This window comes from Leclercia sp. LSNIH1, from assembly GCF_002902985.1.
Lineage (GTDB): Bacteria > Pseudomonadota > Gammaproteobacteria > Enterobacterales > Enterobacteriaceae > Enterobacter.
In genome coordinates this window covers 61,573-76,420 of record NZ_CP026171.1, presented here as the reverse complement: position 1 = coordinate 76,420, position 14,848 = coordinate 61,573, and the positions used below count along the sequence as shown (strand labels likewise).

Annotated in this window: 17 protein-coding genes; 2 read left to right on the top strand and 15 right to left on the bottom strand. The window is 63.8% G+C overall.

What is annotated here, in order from left to right; all coding sequences use genetic code 11:
* Nucleotides 1-65 precede the first annotated feature (65 nt).
* Both C2U54_RS25520 and C2U54_RS25515 read left to right on the top strand, forming a co-directional pair.
* Nucleotides 66-338, top strand: coding sequence for a hypothetical protein (locus C2U54_RS25520; RefSeq protein ID WP_022652138.1), 273 nt, complete (start codon nucleotides 66-68; stop codon nucleotides 336-338).
* Entirely contained in the window at nucleotides 328-723 is a 396-nt protein-coding gene (locus C2U54_RS25515; protein WP_223203170.1) for a DNA-binding protein, read from the top strand. The genes C2U54_RS25520 and C2U54_RS25515 overlap by 11 nt, the downstream gene beginning before the upstream one ends.
* Before the next feature lie 292 nt (nucleotides 724-1,015).
* Here the strand turns inward: C2U54_RS25515 and C2U54_RS25510 are convergent, their stop codons facing one another.
* From C2U54_RS25510 to C2U54_RS25440, 15 genes are all read right to left on the bottom strand, one after another.
* Nucleotides 1,016-1,258, bottom strand: coding sequence for a DUF2274 domain-containing protein (locus C2U54_RS25510; RefSeq protein WP_004883121.1), 243 nt, complete (start codon nucleotides 1,256-1,258; stop codon nucleotides 1,016-1,018).
* Nucleotides 1,255-2,535, bottom strand: coding sequence for a TrbI/VirB10 family protein (locus tag C2U54_RS25505; RefSeq protein WP_004883119.1), 1,281 nt, complete (start codon nucleotides 2,533-2,535; stop codon nucleotides 1,255-1,257). Before C2U54_RS25505 ends, C2U54_RS25510 begins: the two co-directional genes overlap by 4 nt.
* A gap of 2 nt (nucleotides 2,536-2,537) precedes the next feature.
* Complete coding sequence (gene trbG, locus C2U54_RS25500; RefSeq protein ID WP_103181208.1) at nucleotides 2,538-3,530, bottom strand: P-type conjugative transfer protein TrbG; 993 nt, start codon at nucleotides 3,528-3,530, stop codon at nucleotides 2,538-2,540.
* Nucleotides 3,527-4,231 (bottom strand): conjugal transfer protein TrbF, encoded by a 705-nt coding sequence (gene trbF / locus C2U54_RS25495; RefSeq protein WP_004883108.1) that lies wholly within the window; start codon nucleotides 4,229-4,231, stop codon nucleotides 3,527-3,529. Before trbF ends, trbG begins: the two co-directional genes overlap by 4 nt.
* A gap of 29 nt (nucleotides 4,232-4,260) precedes the next feature.
* On the bottom strand, nucleotides 4,261-5,625 hold the full coding sequence (trbL, locus tag C2U54_RS25490) for a P-type conjugative transfer protein TrbL (RefSeq protein WP_004883106.1): 1,365 nt from the start codon (nucleotides 5,623-5,625) through the stop codon (nucleotides 4,261-4,263).
* Nucleotides 5,622-5,948: a hypothetical protein gene (locus C2U54_RS25485; RefSeq protein ID WP_004883103.1), complete on the bottom strand. Its 327-nt coding sequence runs from the start codon at nucleotides 5,946-5,948 to the stop codon at nucleotides 5,622-5,624. The genes trbL and C2U54_RS25485 overlap by 4 nt, the downstream gene beginning before the upstream one ends.
* Before the next feature lie 12 nt (nucleotides 5,949-5,960).
* Nucleotides 5,961-6,698 carry a P-type conjugative transfer protein TrbJ gene (gene trbJ, locus C2U54_RS25480; RefSeq protein WP_004883101.1) on the bottom strand — a complete coding sequence of 246 codons (738 nt, stop codon included), beginning with the start codon at nucleotides 6,696-6,698 and terminating at the stop codon, nucleotides 5,961-5,963.
* Nucleotides 6,695-9,145 (bottom strand): conjugal transfer protein TrbE, encoded by a 2,451-nt coding sequence (gene trbE, locus C2U54_RS25475; RefSeq protein ID WP_004883099.1) that lies wholly within the window; start codon nucleotides 9,143-9,145, stop codon nucleotides 6,695-6,697. The genes trbJ and trbE overlap by 4 nt, the downstream gene beginning before the upstream one ends.
* 11 nt (nucleotides 9,146-9,156) lie before the next feature.
* Nucleotides 9,157-9,429 carry a VirB3 family type IV secretion system protein gene (locus C2U54_RS25470; protein ID WP_004883097.1) on the bottom strand — a complete coding sequence of 91 codons (273 nt, stop codon included), beginning with the start codon at nucleotides 9,427-9,429 and terminating at the stop codon, nucleotides 9,157-9,159.
* Nucleotides 9,426-9,809 (bottom strand): TrbC/VirB2 family protein, encoded by a 384-nt coding sequence (locus tag C2U54_RS25465; RefSeq protein ID WP_004883090.1) that lies wholly within the window; start codon nucleotides 9,807-9,809, stop codon nucleotides 9,426-9,428. The genes C2U54_RS25470 and C2U54_RS25465 overlap by 4 nt, the downstream gene beginning before the upstream one ends.
* On the bottom strand, nucleotides 9,806-10,873 hold the full coding sequence (gene trbB, locus C2U54_RS25460; protein WP_004883088.1) for a P-type conjugative transfer ATPase TrbB: 1,068 nt from the start codon (nucleotides 10,871-10,873) through the stop codon (nucleotides 9,806-9,808). The genes C2U54_RS25465 and trbB overlap by 4 nt, the downstream gene beginning before the upstream one ends.
* Nucleotides 10,870-11,334, bottom strand: coding sequence for a ribbon-helix-helix protein, CopG family (locus C2U54_RS25455; protein ID WP_004883086.1), 465 nt, complete (start codon nucleotides 11,332-11,334; stop codon nucleotides 10,870-10,872). Before C2U54_RS25455 ends, trbB begins: the two co-directional genes overlap by 4 nt.
* The gene (locus C2U54_RS25450; RefSeq protein WP_004883083.1) at nucleotides 11,331-13,346 is read right to left on the bottom strand and encodes a conjugal transfer protein TraG; all 2,016 of its coding nucleotides are present in this window, start codon (nucleotides 13,344-13,346) and stop codon (nucleotides 11,331-11,333) included. The genes C2U54_RS25455 and C2U54_RS25450 overlap by 4 nt, the downstream gene beginning before the upstream one ends.
* Before the next feature lie 282 nt (nucleotides 13,347-13,628).
* A complete protein-coding gene (locus tag C2U54_RS25445) occupies nucleotides 13,629-13,904 on the bottom strand; it encodes an EexN family lipoprotein (protein ID WP_004883082.1) in 276 nt (91 codons plus the stop codon).
* On the bottom strand, nucleotides 13,901-14,845 hold the full coding sequence (locus C2U54_RS25440) for a LysR family transcriptional regulator (protein ID WP_004883081.1): 945 nt from the start codon (nucleotides 14,843-14,845) through the stop codon (nucleotides 13,901-13,903). Before C2U54_RS25440 ends, C2U54_RS25445 begins: the two co-directional genes overlap by 4 nt.
* Nucleotides 14,846-14,848 lie beyond the last annotated feature (3 nt).

Sequence of the window (14,848 nt, the reverse complement as noted above, 5' to 3'; positions counted from 1 at the left end):
AGCATTCGCCCGATCAGGCCGCAGGGGTAACAACTTGTGGTCTTTTTCGTACACAAGGAGTGTTTATGCCTTACATCCCCGAAACACTGGAAGGAACGTTTTTCCGCAAGACTATTGAAACATCACCGGAAGGTGAAAGCCTGTACTGGTTTCGCCGTGCAGATGGCATAGAATTCGCCGTCATTGAGTCGGCTCGCTACCCAGGCAATGATGCCGTGGTAATTTGCGGGGACGGGCGCCCAACAGGCAACACGATTTCAGAATCGCTTTTTGTCATTACTGATGACATGCGGGCGCTTCCCCGTGGCGTGTATGAACAGGAGGCGCATGATGCCTAACCAGATCCCGAACAACCCTACACTTCCGAAGAATTTCGACATTACGCCTAACGAGAAGCGCAGCAAGGCCCAGCTCGATGCCTGGTGGGATCATCCTTACTGCGTCACCCATAACGAGAAATTTCACGTGTACTGTCTGAACGGCGGGGCGTGGGATAGGCCGACATGGCTGGCTCAGGCTGACACGTATGATGAGGCCTGTGAACTGGCAGAACGGAAACAAGCTGAGTGGGTGGCACGCCGGGAACAGCCTATTTACTATATGACCTTTGAGCCGCCTTTTCAGATGGTGCGACAGCCGCAACGCCCTGATCATGATGCTGTAGTAGTTGTGTCGTTCGAAACGAAGGAAGAACTGGACGCCTGGAGCGCAGCGCAGCAATAAAAAATGTCCGCAGTCAAGCGATTGTTGAAATCAGCCTGATGGCCGGAAGTCTATATGGGGTGCGGGTTTGGCTCTACTTCGGGCCGCCTTGCGGGGCTGTGGCGTTGTGGGCTGGGAGCCACATAGGAGCTTCGCGGTAGAAAGCCCGAGCGTGCTGCATCGGGGGCGGTTGCCTGCAGGCGGTAGCCGCGTTTGGTCTTCATAGCCCAATCGGTCGCCGTCCTCCAGAATGAAGAACGCGCAGCCTTGGGCTGCGCGTTTGAGGGATGGCCGCCAGCGGAAACCGGCATCATCAGCTTGGCTTCGGCGGCGCGGCCTTGCCCGCGCCTCCCTTCCTGAATCCCCGATCTCCGACCATGAAGGCTTCTAGCATGTGCGGAATTAGCACCGTGGCATCGACCGCCTCGCCGTAGGTCTGCGCGTGCAGCGTAGCGTAGCGGTCGAGGTCGGCTTTCAGGCTGGCCGGGCAAGCAAAAGTCAGCTTCGTGGATTCCGTTTTCGGCAGCGGCCCGAGCCGTAGCTTGCGCGTCGTCATCGCGAAGTCCCCCTGTTGAAGAAAAGTGGCTGGTACGGCCGCAGCACCAGATCGCGGTTGACGATGATGCGAACCGGCAAGCCGGGGCGCTCCGTCAAGGTGGGCTGGATGTTGAGGTTGCGCCGGGTCATCTCCTGACCGACCTGATTGATGCTGTCCTGGGCGCTATCGCGGCCGGCGATGATGACGCGATCACCGTCCTGCCGGTTCTCCGGCGCAGCCAGTTCGGCACCGATGCCCAGTAGCGTCGTCAGTGCCGCACCGGCAAAGACGCGATCCCAATGCCAATCCACATCATCTTCCAAGCCGGCGTAGCCGGCCGGATCGGTGCCGGCCAAGTTGTCGAGCTTGAGCGAAGACGTGTCGGGCAGGATGATCCGGTTCCACACCACTTGCACGCGGCTCTGCCCGTAGCTGACCTGGCTGTTGTATTTGCCCAGGATGCGTGACCCCTGCGGGATCAGCAGGAACTTGCCGGTAGCCGTGTCATAGACCGGCTCCGTCACTGTGGCGATCACATCGCCCGGCAAGTCCGACTTGATGCCCGTCACCAGCGCCCCGGCGACCACCGTTCCGGCCATGACCTGATACGGCGACGCCGGCAGCGTCAGGTTGCCGGAATCACGGGCTTCCGTGGTTCCGGCTTTCTGGAATGCCTCTTTCTGGTCTTGCCGGTTCTGCACGGCGGTCGGGTCGGCGGGCTGGGCCGCCGTCGACGCAGGCCCGGCCGCCAGCGGGTCGAAGGCCGCATTGGCGGTGAAGCCCGGCGCAGCGGCTACCTGTGTCTGCGCCACCGGCGCGGCCTTCTGCGAACCAGAGCGGAAGAACACCGCCGATGCCGCTGCTGCTTCGGCTTCCTTGCGCAACGCGTCGTTGGGGTCGTTGCCGGGGGCCGCGTAGGCGGCCGTCACCGGCTGCTGCGACTTCACAATGGCCGGGCCAAGATCGCCTGGCAGCGGCGGCCCCAACTCCGGCACGGATGCCGCCAAGGGGGGCGGCAGCTTCGAGTAGTCCGCCGGCAGCGCGTCCAACCCTTCGGACTTCGAGACGCGATCGACGTTGTAAAGCTCGGTCTGCTCGCCTGCACCGCGCCGCTGCGGTTGCAGCGACCACATCAGCGCGCCGAGCACAGCGACCGAGAGACCGCCGACGAGGATGGCCAGCGTGCGCCGGTTCAGGCGCGTGACCGGGCGCGGTTGGGCGCGCAGCGCAACTGCCTCGGGTGCCACCTTGCCCGCATGCGGCGTGGCGAGGTCGGGAGTGTCGTCCTGGCTCATGGTCAGTTCCTCCGCGCCAAGCCATCCGTGCGTTCGATACGCACCACGTCACCCTTGTCGCCGCCCAGGCGCAGTTCGGCCGCGCCGAACAGCCGATCCACGATGTAGTAAGGCGAGCGAAAACGGTAATTCACCAGTTGTCCGTCGCCCTGCGCGCCGATGACGAACAGCGGTGGCAGCTCGCCTTGGGCGATTCCCGGCGGGAACTGGATATAGACCTTCTCGCCATCGTCGAAGGCGCGCAGCGGCTTCCACGGCGGATTGCTGCCTGAGACGGAATATCGGAAGAGGATCTTCTCCAGCGACAGTCCGGTATCGACCGGTGCGGCGGCGCTAGCCGCCTGCGACTGGCGCTGCAAGGCCAACATCCGGTCTTTTGGGTAGTCCCAGGACACCGACGCCATCCATGCCTTTTCCGTCGAGGTCAGTTCCAGCAGGTATGTTCTGCGACTGGTGGTGATGACCAAATTCGTCTTGAGGCCTGAGCGGATGGGCTTGACCAGCACATTGATGCGCATCGCGTCGCCGCTGCCGCTGGACGTGTCACCGACGATCCAGCGCACGGTATCGCCGGCTGCGACCGTCACTAGTTCCTCGCCCGGCTGCAAGGAAACCACGGTCACGCGTCCCGGCGCGGCATAGACTTGGTAGAGCGCACCATCGGTGAAGGGCCACACCTGAATCGCATTGACGTAGCCCTCGCGCGTGGGCGCGATGCGCGCCTCGGCATTGGCACGGGAAACGCGCACCTTCTCATCGGCCGGCTCCGGCTTAGCCGGGGCCGCGTCCAACTCGTGCAGCGGCTTCAACTGCGCTGGCAGCGCCAGCGGCTCGGGCATGGCGACGACTTCCACTGGAGCAGGCGGCTCCGGCAGCGGCTGTGCCTGCACCGGCTCATCGAGCGAAATGGACGGAGGCGGCTTGCCCTGCGAAGCGCAGCCCGACAGGGCCACCACGGTCAGCGCGAAAGCGTATAAGCGGAAAGACAGGTTCATGGCTTGGCTCCTTCAGAAGAATCCAGTTCGCGGCTCCACGACAGGCCGTTGACGTAGATACCCAGCGGGTTCTTGCGCAGGCGCTGTTCGGTGCGCGGGGTTTGCAGGACGGTGGAAAGCACCGCGTTCCATCGCTCGGTCCCGGCGGGGGCACCGTTGATGAACCGTTGCTCCGTCCAACGGACGTTGAACGAGGCATCGCTGGCGCGTACCACGCTGGTGATCTGCACCGTCACCGACTCGCGGCCAACACGGGCGAAAGGATCGTTCTTGCTGGCGTAGTCGTTGAGCACCGCCGCGCCTTTGTCGGTGGTGTAGTCGTAGGCGTCCAGCCAGTTTTGCCGCACCACGATGGGATCGATAGACAGCGAGCGCACCAGCGTCACGAAGCGCGCCAGGTGGTGCGCGATCTGCGCATCGGCGGGCCGGTACGGCGTGGCGGCTTCGCCGACGGCGCGCACCTGCCCCGACTGATCGACCTCGATGACGTAAGGGGTGACGATGGACTGCGCCGAGCGCCACACCAGGCCACCGGCCATCAGCAGCGCAAGCGTGAGGCAGCCGAAGGCCATAAAACGCCAGTTCTTGGCCTGGACGCGGGCCGAGCCGATGCGCTCGTCCCACACCTGCGCGGCGGATTGGTACGGGGTGGCAGGCTGCGGCGTGTCGGCATAGCGCACCTGCGGGCGTTTGAATCGCATAGGGTTCTCCTTGGTGGTCAGGTATCGGGTCACGCATCGGGGCGCAGGCTTGGGCCTTGCCCTGAGCCGCCGCCGTCGCCACTGCGCAGCGTGTGGGCTGCGGTGGTTGCGGCATGGGTGATCTGCTGGCGGCGGTGCATCCGCTTTGCCCAGGCGGGTTGCTCTTGCTTCGGCGCGCTGGCTGCGCCTTCGCCTGCGGCGGCCTGGCCGGAACCGGCAGCGCCGACATCCGCACCGTTCCATCCTGCCCGGAAGGAGTCGGCCACCTTCTGACCGGCAGCGGAAGCGCCCGATGCAGCTCGGCGGCCTGCCGCTTGCGCGCCGGTCTTGGCGACATTGCCGAGGCCCGCAGCCGCGCCTTTAGCCCCGCCGCCCGCAGCGGCGGAACCGGCCTGGAATGCGGACTTGGCGCTGCTGGCCGCCGACGTGGCGGCGCGTGCGCCGCTCCCGGCCAGCTTTGCGGCGGCCGGGGCCATGCGTGCGCCCGCCATGACGGCACCGCCCACGCCGGTCGCGGCGGCACCGATGGCAACACCCGTGCCTACCGCGCCGACGGCAGCGCCCGCCATCGCACCCGCGCCGAGCTGCGGCGCACCGGACACAAGGCCCGTGGCGATGCCGGGGCCGAAGATGCCCAGCGCCAGCAAGGCAAGCGAAGCCAGCATCACGACAAGCGCATGGTCGATGGAAGGCTCGTCGGGATGAACCTGGAACTCCGCGAACAGGCCCGAGCCGATGCCGACGATTACCGCCAGCACCAAGACCTTGATGCCTGACGAAACCACATTGCCGAGCACCTTTTCCGCGAGGAACGAGGTTTTGTTCCAGAGCGCAAACGGGATCAAGACGAAGCCGGCAAGCGTGGTCAGCTTGAACTCGATCAACGTGATGAAAAGCTGAACCGCGAGCACGAAGAAACAGAGGATCACCACCAGCCAAGCGATGAACAGCACCACGATGGGGTCGAGGTTCACGAACACTTCGGGGAAGCCGGCCATGTCACCGATCTGGTCGAGGATCGGCGCAGCGGCGTCGATGCCGGTCTTGGCAAGCCGACCCGGCTGCAAGAAGTTCTCCATCGTTATGGCCGAGCCAGTGGCGGTGATGCCTAGCCCGGCGAACGAGCGGAACACGATGCTCGACAGCCAATTGAAGTTACCGATGATGTAGGCGAAGGCACCGACGTAAAGCACCTTGCGCAGCAGCTTGGCGATCACGTCCTCGCCCTGGCCGGTCGCATGGCTCATGGCCCAATACAGACCGGCAATGGTCATGTCGATGACAATGAGAGTGGCCGTCAGGAACGCGACTTCGCCTTGCAGCAGACCGAAACCGGAGTCGATGTAGCGCGAGAAGGTATCGAGGAATCTGTCGATGATCGTTACGTCGTTCATGGCGTGTCCTCCGCAGCGGCGAGCGACGCATCACCTTCCGGCGCGTCGTCGGTTGGCGTGTCGAAACTCGCCGGAATCGGCGGCAGTTCTGCCAGCGTCCGGTATTCGTCCGGCCCAGTCTGGCCGGTGAAGAAGCGCCGCCGGAAGGCTTCGGCAGCGGCGCGACAGGTGTCTTCGCCTGCGGTTTGCCGGTCGGCTGCGCATTGGGCGCGCAGCGCCTTGAGCCGCACGGGATCGGCGGCCAAGGTGGCGGTCAGGTCTTCAGCCGGCTGCTGGCCGCATGCGGTCAGCAGCACGGCCAGCAGGACAGGAACGCATCGCATGGCCGCCTCCCGTCAGTTGTTGTAGAAGTTGACGGACTGCGGTGTGTACGGCGTGCCGGTGCCCAGGAAGCGCCGCCGCACTTCGCGGGCGCGCTCGGTGGCCGCTGCCTGCCGCGCCAGCTCCAGCGAGGCCGCCCTGTCTTGTGTGATCTGGAGCTGCTGGGCCTGGATGGACTGCTTGGCCTGCAAGGCGAGAAGCTGGTTCGTTGCCTGCATCGCTTGCAGCGCACCCGTGGCCGATTGGCTTTGGCTCACGAGGTCGGCCAGCGCGCTTTCGTCTTGCGTCAGGTTCTGCGACACCTGCGCCTGCATCCGCATCGCGGTGTGCAGGCCGTCGAGCGTGTTCTTCCAGCGTTCGCGTGCGTCCTGTGCCATGCGGTCGCCGCTGATGGTGGCGGCGTACTGCTCCGGGTACAGGCGCGAGAACGTGGCATCCATGCTCTGCACGTCGTAGGCCAGCCCTTGCGCCTCGGCAATCAGGCGTTCAGTCGTGGCGAGCGTCGAGCGCAGCCGGTTGACGATGTTGAAGTCGAGATTCGCCAGGTTGCGCGCCTGGTTCATCAACATCTGCGCTTCGTTCTGGAGCTGGTTGATCTGGTTGTTGATCTGCTCCAGCGTGCGGATGGCAGTCAGCGTGTTCTGCACCAAGTTGACGGGATCAACGAAAGTGAGCGCCGCCGCTGGCTGAGCGAGCATCAGCGAGCCGGCCAGCGCGGCGGCGAGCGAAACGGAAAGTACACGGGTCTTCATGGCGAAATCTCCAGGGGTTGAGTAGCGAGGAAAGAAGCCGCCGACGGCGAGGACGGCAGCAGGTCGGCGGCCCAATCGAGGCCGCGATGGCGTAGCCACGCACCGGCGAAGCCGGGAGCGCCGGCCTGCGTCAGCACTCGGTCAATGTCGCGTTGGTCTTGCGGTGTGGATGCGCCCGAGAAGGCGAGCGCGGCTGGCCCCAGGTCGAGGTCGAACAGACGATTGCCCAGGCGCGATTGGTAGTAGTAGTCGCGCTTGGGCTGCGCGGTGGCGACGATTTCGATTTGCCGACTGTTGAGGCCAAAGCCCTCGTAGACCGTGCGAATCTGCGGCTCGGTCGCCTGCGGGTTGGGCAAGAAAATCCGGCTCGCGCAGCTTTCGATGATCGCGGGCGCGATGGTCGAATCCTTGATGTCGGCAAGCGACTGCGTGGCGAAGATCACCGACACGTTTTTCTTGCGCAGAGTTTTCAACCATTGCCGGATGCGTGCCGCGAAGGACGGTTCATCAAGGAATAGCCAGGCTTCATCGAGAATCAGCAGCGTGGGAGCACCGTCGAAACGTGCATCGAAGCGGGCGAACAAGTAGCGCAGCACCGCTTGCACGGCGGCGGGGCTGTGCATTAGCTCTTCCATCTCAAAGCCCTGCACGTCGCCGCTGCCGAGCCGGTCGCGGTCGGCATCCAGTAGCTTGCCGTGCGCGCCGCCCAGCACATACGGCGACAATGCCTGCCGCAGCGCGTTCGATTGCAGCAGCACCGAAAGCCCGGTCATCGTGCGCTGCTCCACCGGCGCACCAGCGAGGCTGCCGAGCGCCGACCAAATGGCGGCTTTCTCGTCGGGGCCGACGGTCACGCCTTCATGCAGCAGGCGGCCTTCGATCCACTCGGCGGCCCAGGTGCGATAGCCTTCGCTGTCGATACGGGCCAAGGGCTGAAAGGCAATGGCGCCGTCCGCGCCGAGGTCGTAGTGTTCGCCGCCCAGGCCCAGCACCGTCGCCCGCATGGATCGCCCCATGTCGAAGGCGAAGATGCGCGAGCCGCCATAGCGGCGGAACTGCAAGGCGAGCATCGCCAGCAGGACAGATTTTCCCATGCCCGTCGGCCCCGCGACCAGCGTATGCCCCACGTCGCCGATGTGCGTCACCAGCCGGAACGGCGTCGCGCCATCCGTGCGCGTGACGATCAGCGGCGGGCCGTCGAGATGGGCGTTTTTCTCCGGCCCAGCCCACACGGCGGACACCGGCATCATGTGCGCCAGATTCAGCGTCGAGACGATGGGCTGGCGCACGTTGGCATAGGCATTGCCTGGTATGGACGACAGCCACGCATCGACTGCATTTAAGGTTTCGGGGATGGTGACGAAGCCACGTCCTTGGATGACACGTTCCACCATGCGCAGCTTTTCGTCGGCTACGGCAGGGTCGTCATCGAACACCGTCACCGTGGCGGTGAGGTAGCCGAAGGCGACTTGATCGCTGCCAAGCTCTTGCAAGGCGGCATCCGCGTCGGCCGCCTTGTTGCTGGCATCCGTGTCCACCAGCGGCGATTCCTGCTGGAAGATGGTTTCGCGCAGTAGCGCAATGACATTCTTCCGTTTCGCAAACCACTGGCGACGCAGGCGGCCCAGCTCCTTTTCCGCCTCGGCTTTATCGAGGCAGAGAAACCGGGTACTCCAGCGATAGGCAAAGCCCAGGCGATTGAGGTCGTCCAGCAGGCCCGGCCAGGTCGAGGTCGGAAAGCCCCGCACCGACACCACGCGCAGATGCTGGTCACCCAGCATGGGCGCAAGGCCGCCGACTAGGGCGGAATCGGCCAGCAGTGCGTCGAGGTGGAAAGGCACCTCGGGCACGGCCAGCCGGTAGCGCCGCGTGGACACCGTGGCGTGAAGATAAGTCAGCGTCGCGGCATCGTCCAACCAGACGATTTCTGGCATCACGCCATCGAGCAGGTCGAAAACCCGATCCGTTTCTGCCAGGAAGGCGTCAAGCCGACCGCGCCAGTCCACACCATCGCCCGGCGCGTGCTCGTAGAGCAGCTTGGCTGCACGAGCGCGGGATTCCTCCGGCGGCAGATAGGCTAGCGTCAGGTGATAGCTGCTTTCGTAGTGGTTCCCCGATTCCTCAAAGGCAGCGCGGCGTTCTTCGTCCACCAGCCAGGACAGCGGTTCGGGAAAGTCGGAATGCGGATAGTCCGCGGCCGACTGGCGCTCGGCTTCCACGAACAGCGCCCAGCCCGAACCCAGCCGGCGCAACGCGTTGTTTAGCCGTGCCGTCGTGGCGATCAATTCGCCCTGCGTGGCGCTGTCCAGATCAGGCCCGCGAAAGCGCGCCGTGCGCTGAAACGAGCCATCCTTGTTCAGCACCACGCCCGGCGCGATCAGCCCAGCCCAGGGAAGCCAGTCGGCCAGCAAGGCGGGCCGCTGGCGGTATTCGGCAAGGTTAAGCATGGCGGCGTCTCCTACACGTCCAGCAGCGGCTTGTGCTTGATGTGCCGGGCGAAGACCTGCATGAACTGCGGATCGACCCTCGCGCCCCACACGGCCAGCGAGTGACCGACGATCCAGAGCACTACGCCAGGAATCCAGAGTTGCAGGCCCAGCCCGACGGCAGCGGCTAGCGTGCCGTTGGCAATCGCCACCGTGCGCGGTGCGCCGCCCATCAAGAGCGGCTCGGTCAGCGAGCGATGTAGCGGCACCTCGAAGCCGGCCGCGAAGCTATCCGGGCCACTCATACGACAGCCCCGCCGGAGAAGCTGAAGAACGACAGGAAGAACGAGGACGCGGCGAACGCGATGCTCAAACCGAACACGATCTGGATCAGCTTGCGAAAGCCGCCCGACGTGTCGCCGAAGGCGAGCGCGAGGCCCGTGGCGATGATGATGATGACCGCGACGATGCGTGCCACCGGCCCCTGAATCGACTCCAGAATGGATTGCAGCGGGCCTTCCCACGGCATCGAGGAGCCGGATGCCTTCGCCGTGCCCGCCGTCATCAGCATGACTGCGGCCAGCAGCAGGCCGTGGTGCGCGGGGCCGGCCAGCCGCCGCAGGCGTGCGATGGTTGAAACCGGATTTACGGAATTACGGAAAGCGTGAACGTGCATCTGCGTCATGGCAGTTCTCCAGGTAGGTCAAGGGACGAGGAAGGCGCAGCGGCATCGGCTGCGAGAGGAACCGGCATCAGCTCGGGAAACGGTGTTTCCAGCGCGTCCGCCAGGCGATAGCCGGTGCCGTCGAAACCGACGACACGGGCGATGCTTTCGACGCGGCGCTTGCGGCCACGCCCGGCGATGTGGATCACGACGTTGACCGCCTCGGCGATCAGCGCACGCGGTGGGTTCACCGCCACTTCAAGAATCAACTGTTCGAGGCGCAGCAGCGCGCCCAGCGCGGAACCGGCGTGGATGGTGGCGATGCCGCCGGGGTGGCCGGTGCCCCACACCTTAACCAAGTCCAGGGCTTCGCCGCCGCGTACCTCGCCGACGATCACGCGGTCGGGGCGCAGGCGCATCGTGGCCCGCACCAGCTCGGTCATAGACACGACGCCAGCGCGGGTGCGCAGCGGCACATGGTCGCGGGCTGCGCATTGCAGCTCGATGGTGTCTTCGAGCACAAGCACGCGGTCGCCCGTGGCGGCGATCTCCGCAAGCAAGGCATTGGCGAGTGTGGTTTTGCCGCTGCTCGTCGCCCCGGCGATCAGGATGTTCTGGCGCTCACGCACGGCGCGGCGCAGGAACTCGGCCTGGCCTGTGGTCAAGATGCCGTCGGCCACATAGCGATCCAGCCCGATGATGCTCACGGCGCGCTTGCGCAGCGCGAAGGCTGGGCCGGGCGCTGCGGGCGGCAAGATGCCCTCGAACCGCTCGCCGGTTTCGGGCAGCTCGGCGGTCAGCAGCGGCCGCCCGCGATGCACCTCTGCGCCGACGTGCGCAGCCACCAGCCGGATGATGCGTTCGCCATCGTCTTGGGACAGCTCCACGCCCAGCGGCATGCGGCCCGATGACAACCGATCCACCCATAGGGTGCGGTCGGGGTTGAGCATGATTTCCACCACGTCGGGGTCGGCCAGCGCAGCGGCGATGACTGGCCCCATTGCCGTGCGCAGCATCTGGATACGGCGATCCAGAGAGGTTGCGGCGGATGAGAGTTCGGGCGGGGTTTGCGGAATGGCGCTCATGAGGCACGCTCCTGCGCTTCAGCCAGTGCCTCCGCGTCATCCATTCGCGCCGGGTCTGGGTGCAGTTCTTCCACAACGTCGCGCACCAGGCTGCGGCCACGCAGCAGGTGGCGGCCGAGCCGCTCCACGAATTGCTCGAAACGCGCTTTGCCTTGGGCGCGAGCTGCGTCCTGATGGGCTTCGGGAATCGGGGTGCTGACGGTCAGGAAGTAGCGGATGAACAGCGCCAGTGTTTCGATCTGGATGTTCTGGTCGCGCTCCATGCGCTCGGCCTGCCGCGACAGGCGATCGAGCCGCTTGGCGATGGCCGCCTCGCGCTGGTCGCCAGCATCGGGCGATAGCCACGACGCGAGCGCCGCCGCGACAATGGACGACTTGGACACGCCTTTCTTGGCGGCCAGTTCTTCGAGACGCTTGGCGTGCTCGGGCTGAATGAACAGATTGAGGCGGTATTGGCTCATAAGTCGATTCCGTCGTTGGGGTCGAGGGAAGCCAGCCGGGCCGTGCGCTGCATGGCCGGGTCGAGCTGGCCGGGAAGCGGCAGCGGCAGGTCGTCGTCGTCATCGAGCAGAGTCAGGTCATGGCCGGCGAGCAGCGGTTCGGGGCTGTATTCGCTGACTTCGGATAGCTCCGGCTGTCGGCGTGGGCCGCCGTCATCGGCGGTGCCTGTGCCATCGCCGGACAGGCCCGCAGCCCGGACCGTTGACACGGCTGGGATCGATAGGCCGCTCCAGTCGTCGGGCCGGGCCGGTGGCGCGTCCGCGTATTGCCCGGCCGCGAGCACAGGCGGCGGTAAAACGCGGTTCTTGAAATTCGCGTCGGCGTAGTAGCGCAGCTTCTTGGCCTTGATCGGTGCCACGCTGGACACCATCACCACAGCTTCCTCAGTCGGAAGCTGCATCACTTCACCGGGCGTCAGTAGCGGGCGGGCCGTCTCCTGCCGCGACACCATGAGGTGCCCCAGCCACGGTGCCAATCTGTGCCCGGCATAGTTGCGCTGCGCGCGCAGTTCGGTAGCGGTGCCAAGCGTTTCGGAGATCCGTTTCGCAGTGCGTTCATCGTTGGTGGCGAACGTCACGCGGACATGGCAGTTATCCAGAATCGAATGGTTCTGGCCGTAGGCTTTGTCGATCTGGTTGAGCGATTGGGCGATAAGAAAACTGCGGATTCCGTAGCCCGCCATGAAGGCAAGCGCCGTCTCGAAGAAGTCCAGGCGGCCCAGCGCCGGGAACTCATCGAGCATCAGCAGCAGCTTGTGGCGGCGTTCGATGCCGTCGCTGCCGTCGAGCGATTCGGTGAGCCGTCGGCCGATCTGGTTGAGGATCAGGCGAATGAGCGGTTTCGTCCGCGAAATATCCGAAGGTGGCACTACCAGATAAAGCGACACCGGATGCTCGGACGCGATCAGGTCGGCGATACGCCAGTCGCAGCGCGAGGTGACTTCGGCCACCGTGGGGTCGCGGTAGAGGCCCAGGAACGACATGGCGGTGCTCAACACGCCGGAACGCTCGTTGTCCGACTTGTTGAGCACTTCGCGCGCCGCCGAAGCGACGACTGGATGCGGGCCACCACCTTCCACGTTCACGAGGTGCTGTGTGGTCATCATCCGGTGCAAGGTCAGCTCGAAGGGGCTGGCCGGATCGGAGAGGAAATTGGCGACGCCGCGCAGCGTCTTGTCCTCGCCCGCGTAGAGCACATGCAGGATGGCCCCGACCAGCAGCGCGTGCGAAGTCTTCTCCCAATGGTTGCGCTTCTCAAGCGCGCCTTCTGGATCGACCAGAATGTCGGCTATGTTCTGTACGTCACGCACTTCATGTGCGCCGCGCCGAACTTCTAGCAGCGGGTTGTAGGCCGCCGACTTCGCATCGGTCGGATTGAACAGCAGGCAGTGTGAGTAGCGTGAGCGCCAACCTGCGGTGATCTGCCAATTCTCGCCCTTGATGTCGTGGACTACGGCGGATGCAGGCCAAGAAAGCAGCGTCGGCACCACAAGGCCGACGCCTTTGCCTGAGCGCGTGGGCGCGAAAGTGAGGATGTGTTCCGGGCCTTCATGCCGAAGGTACTTGCCATCGTGCTGACCGAGGAACACGCCGATCGGCTGCGTAAGGCCGGCTTTGCGAATGTCCTCCGTACTTGCCCAGCGTGCCGAGCCATAGGTCGTGACTAGGCGTGATTGACGAGAGCGCCAGATCGACATGCAGACTGCGACCACCACCGCCAGCAAGCCACTGCCACCCGCTATGGCACCGCCCGTGTCGAAAACGCGTGGCGCGTAGGCATCGAAGAAGAACCACCACTCAAACAGCTTCCACGGGAGGTAGATCGGTGTGCCGAGGAAATCAAACCAGGGGGAGCCAAGGCGTACCTGATAGCCAAGGGCTGCTGCCGTCCATTGTGTGGCGCCCCACACACCCGCGATCACGATGCCGAATACCACGGCTATCTGACCGAACAGCACATTCGTACCTTGCATAGCCCCGCCTCCAATCTCTCCTACGCTGATTCCCTTGGGAAACGCGGCTTAGAAATGTGCCGCAGGCGTCAGGATCGGTGCTGGCTTAGTGCCGGTCAAAGACCGTTTGGGGCAGAAAGGTCGATAAGAAAGAATGAATTCGCGCTGTGTCTAGCCAGGGAGTGACTCCGTAAGCGCCGGCGAATATCAGCGTGCCGAACAGAAGATTCAGGCAGACTAGCGAATTGCTGAATTGCTGAATTGCTGAATTGCTGAATTGCTGAATTGCTGAATTGCTGAATTTCAGAATTTGGGGGATTCTTTGGGCGGTGTGTATGGCGTTTTTCCGTCACCGTAGAACCGCTTACGTGTTGCCTCCGCTACCCGGTTGCAAAGCAGTTCGCCCAAAGTAGGCCGATCCGTCTTGCATTGCTGGCGCAACTTCTTGAGCTGTTCCGGGTCTGCCACCAGCTCTTCTACTGTCGGGGTTTTCTTTTCTGCACTAGTGGCTTTGTGCGGTTTATCAGATTGACCGCATGCGACTAGCATTGCAGCGACGAGCGTGATGGCGAGTCTCATGGCATCAATTCCTCCGGAAGATCGGGATTTCGGCTTTTTGTTGACCTGAGAAACTCTGGCAATTCGATGGCCTGTACTCGCTGAATGAAGCGCGCAAGCTCGTCAAACGGATCGCCTTCAAGTCTGAGTAGATAGGTCGTCAAAGGTGGTACGCGTGTCGAAAGCGGCCTCGCCACGACTCCTGGCTCTCGGGAGGCTGCAATGTGTGCAGCCCCTGTAAGTCCGAGTGCAAAACCGGCAGATACCAACGCCATCATCAGGTCGAAAGTGGTAACCCGCTCGGCAACTAGAGGCTGCATTTCAGCCCGGCTAAGTACTCGCTCAATGTGCTTGGCGTGGCCCTCGCACACTTGAGGATCAGATAGCACTAGCGGGTAGCGCAGCAGTTCATCCAATGGAATTCGCTTAAGAGCCAGCAACGGATGCCGAGCTGGCAGCGCCACCATAAGCGTGTCAGTCCACGCGGGAAGTGCGACGATTCCATCACCTACGTCGTCGGACTGTGCAAAGCCGACGTCATACAGGTCGTCGTGCAATCCTTTGATTTGTTGGGATAGTGGCACCTCAAAAAAGCGAATCTCAACCTCGGGCTCCTCCTCGCGACACAACGCCAATAGGGCTGGTAAGCACAGTAGTGTTGCGCCGTCTGACAAGGCGACGCGGAGTTGTCCATGAAAGCCATTTTTTGCTGCCTTCACGCAGTCCCGCGCCTGTTGCAAGGATGCGAACACCCGAGGTGCGTGCTCCATGAGCATCAACCCAGCTCGTGTCAAACGCGTGCTTCTCGTGTTCCGAATAAAGAGCTGTGCTCCTAACTCCTCTTCGAGTTCTTTGATCGTGCGAGACAGTGGGGACTGCTCAATATGCAGTTTCGCAGCGGCGCGAGCGAAGTGAAGTTCCTCGGCGAGCGCCATAAAACAACGTAGATGTCGAATTTCCATGCG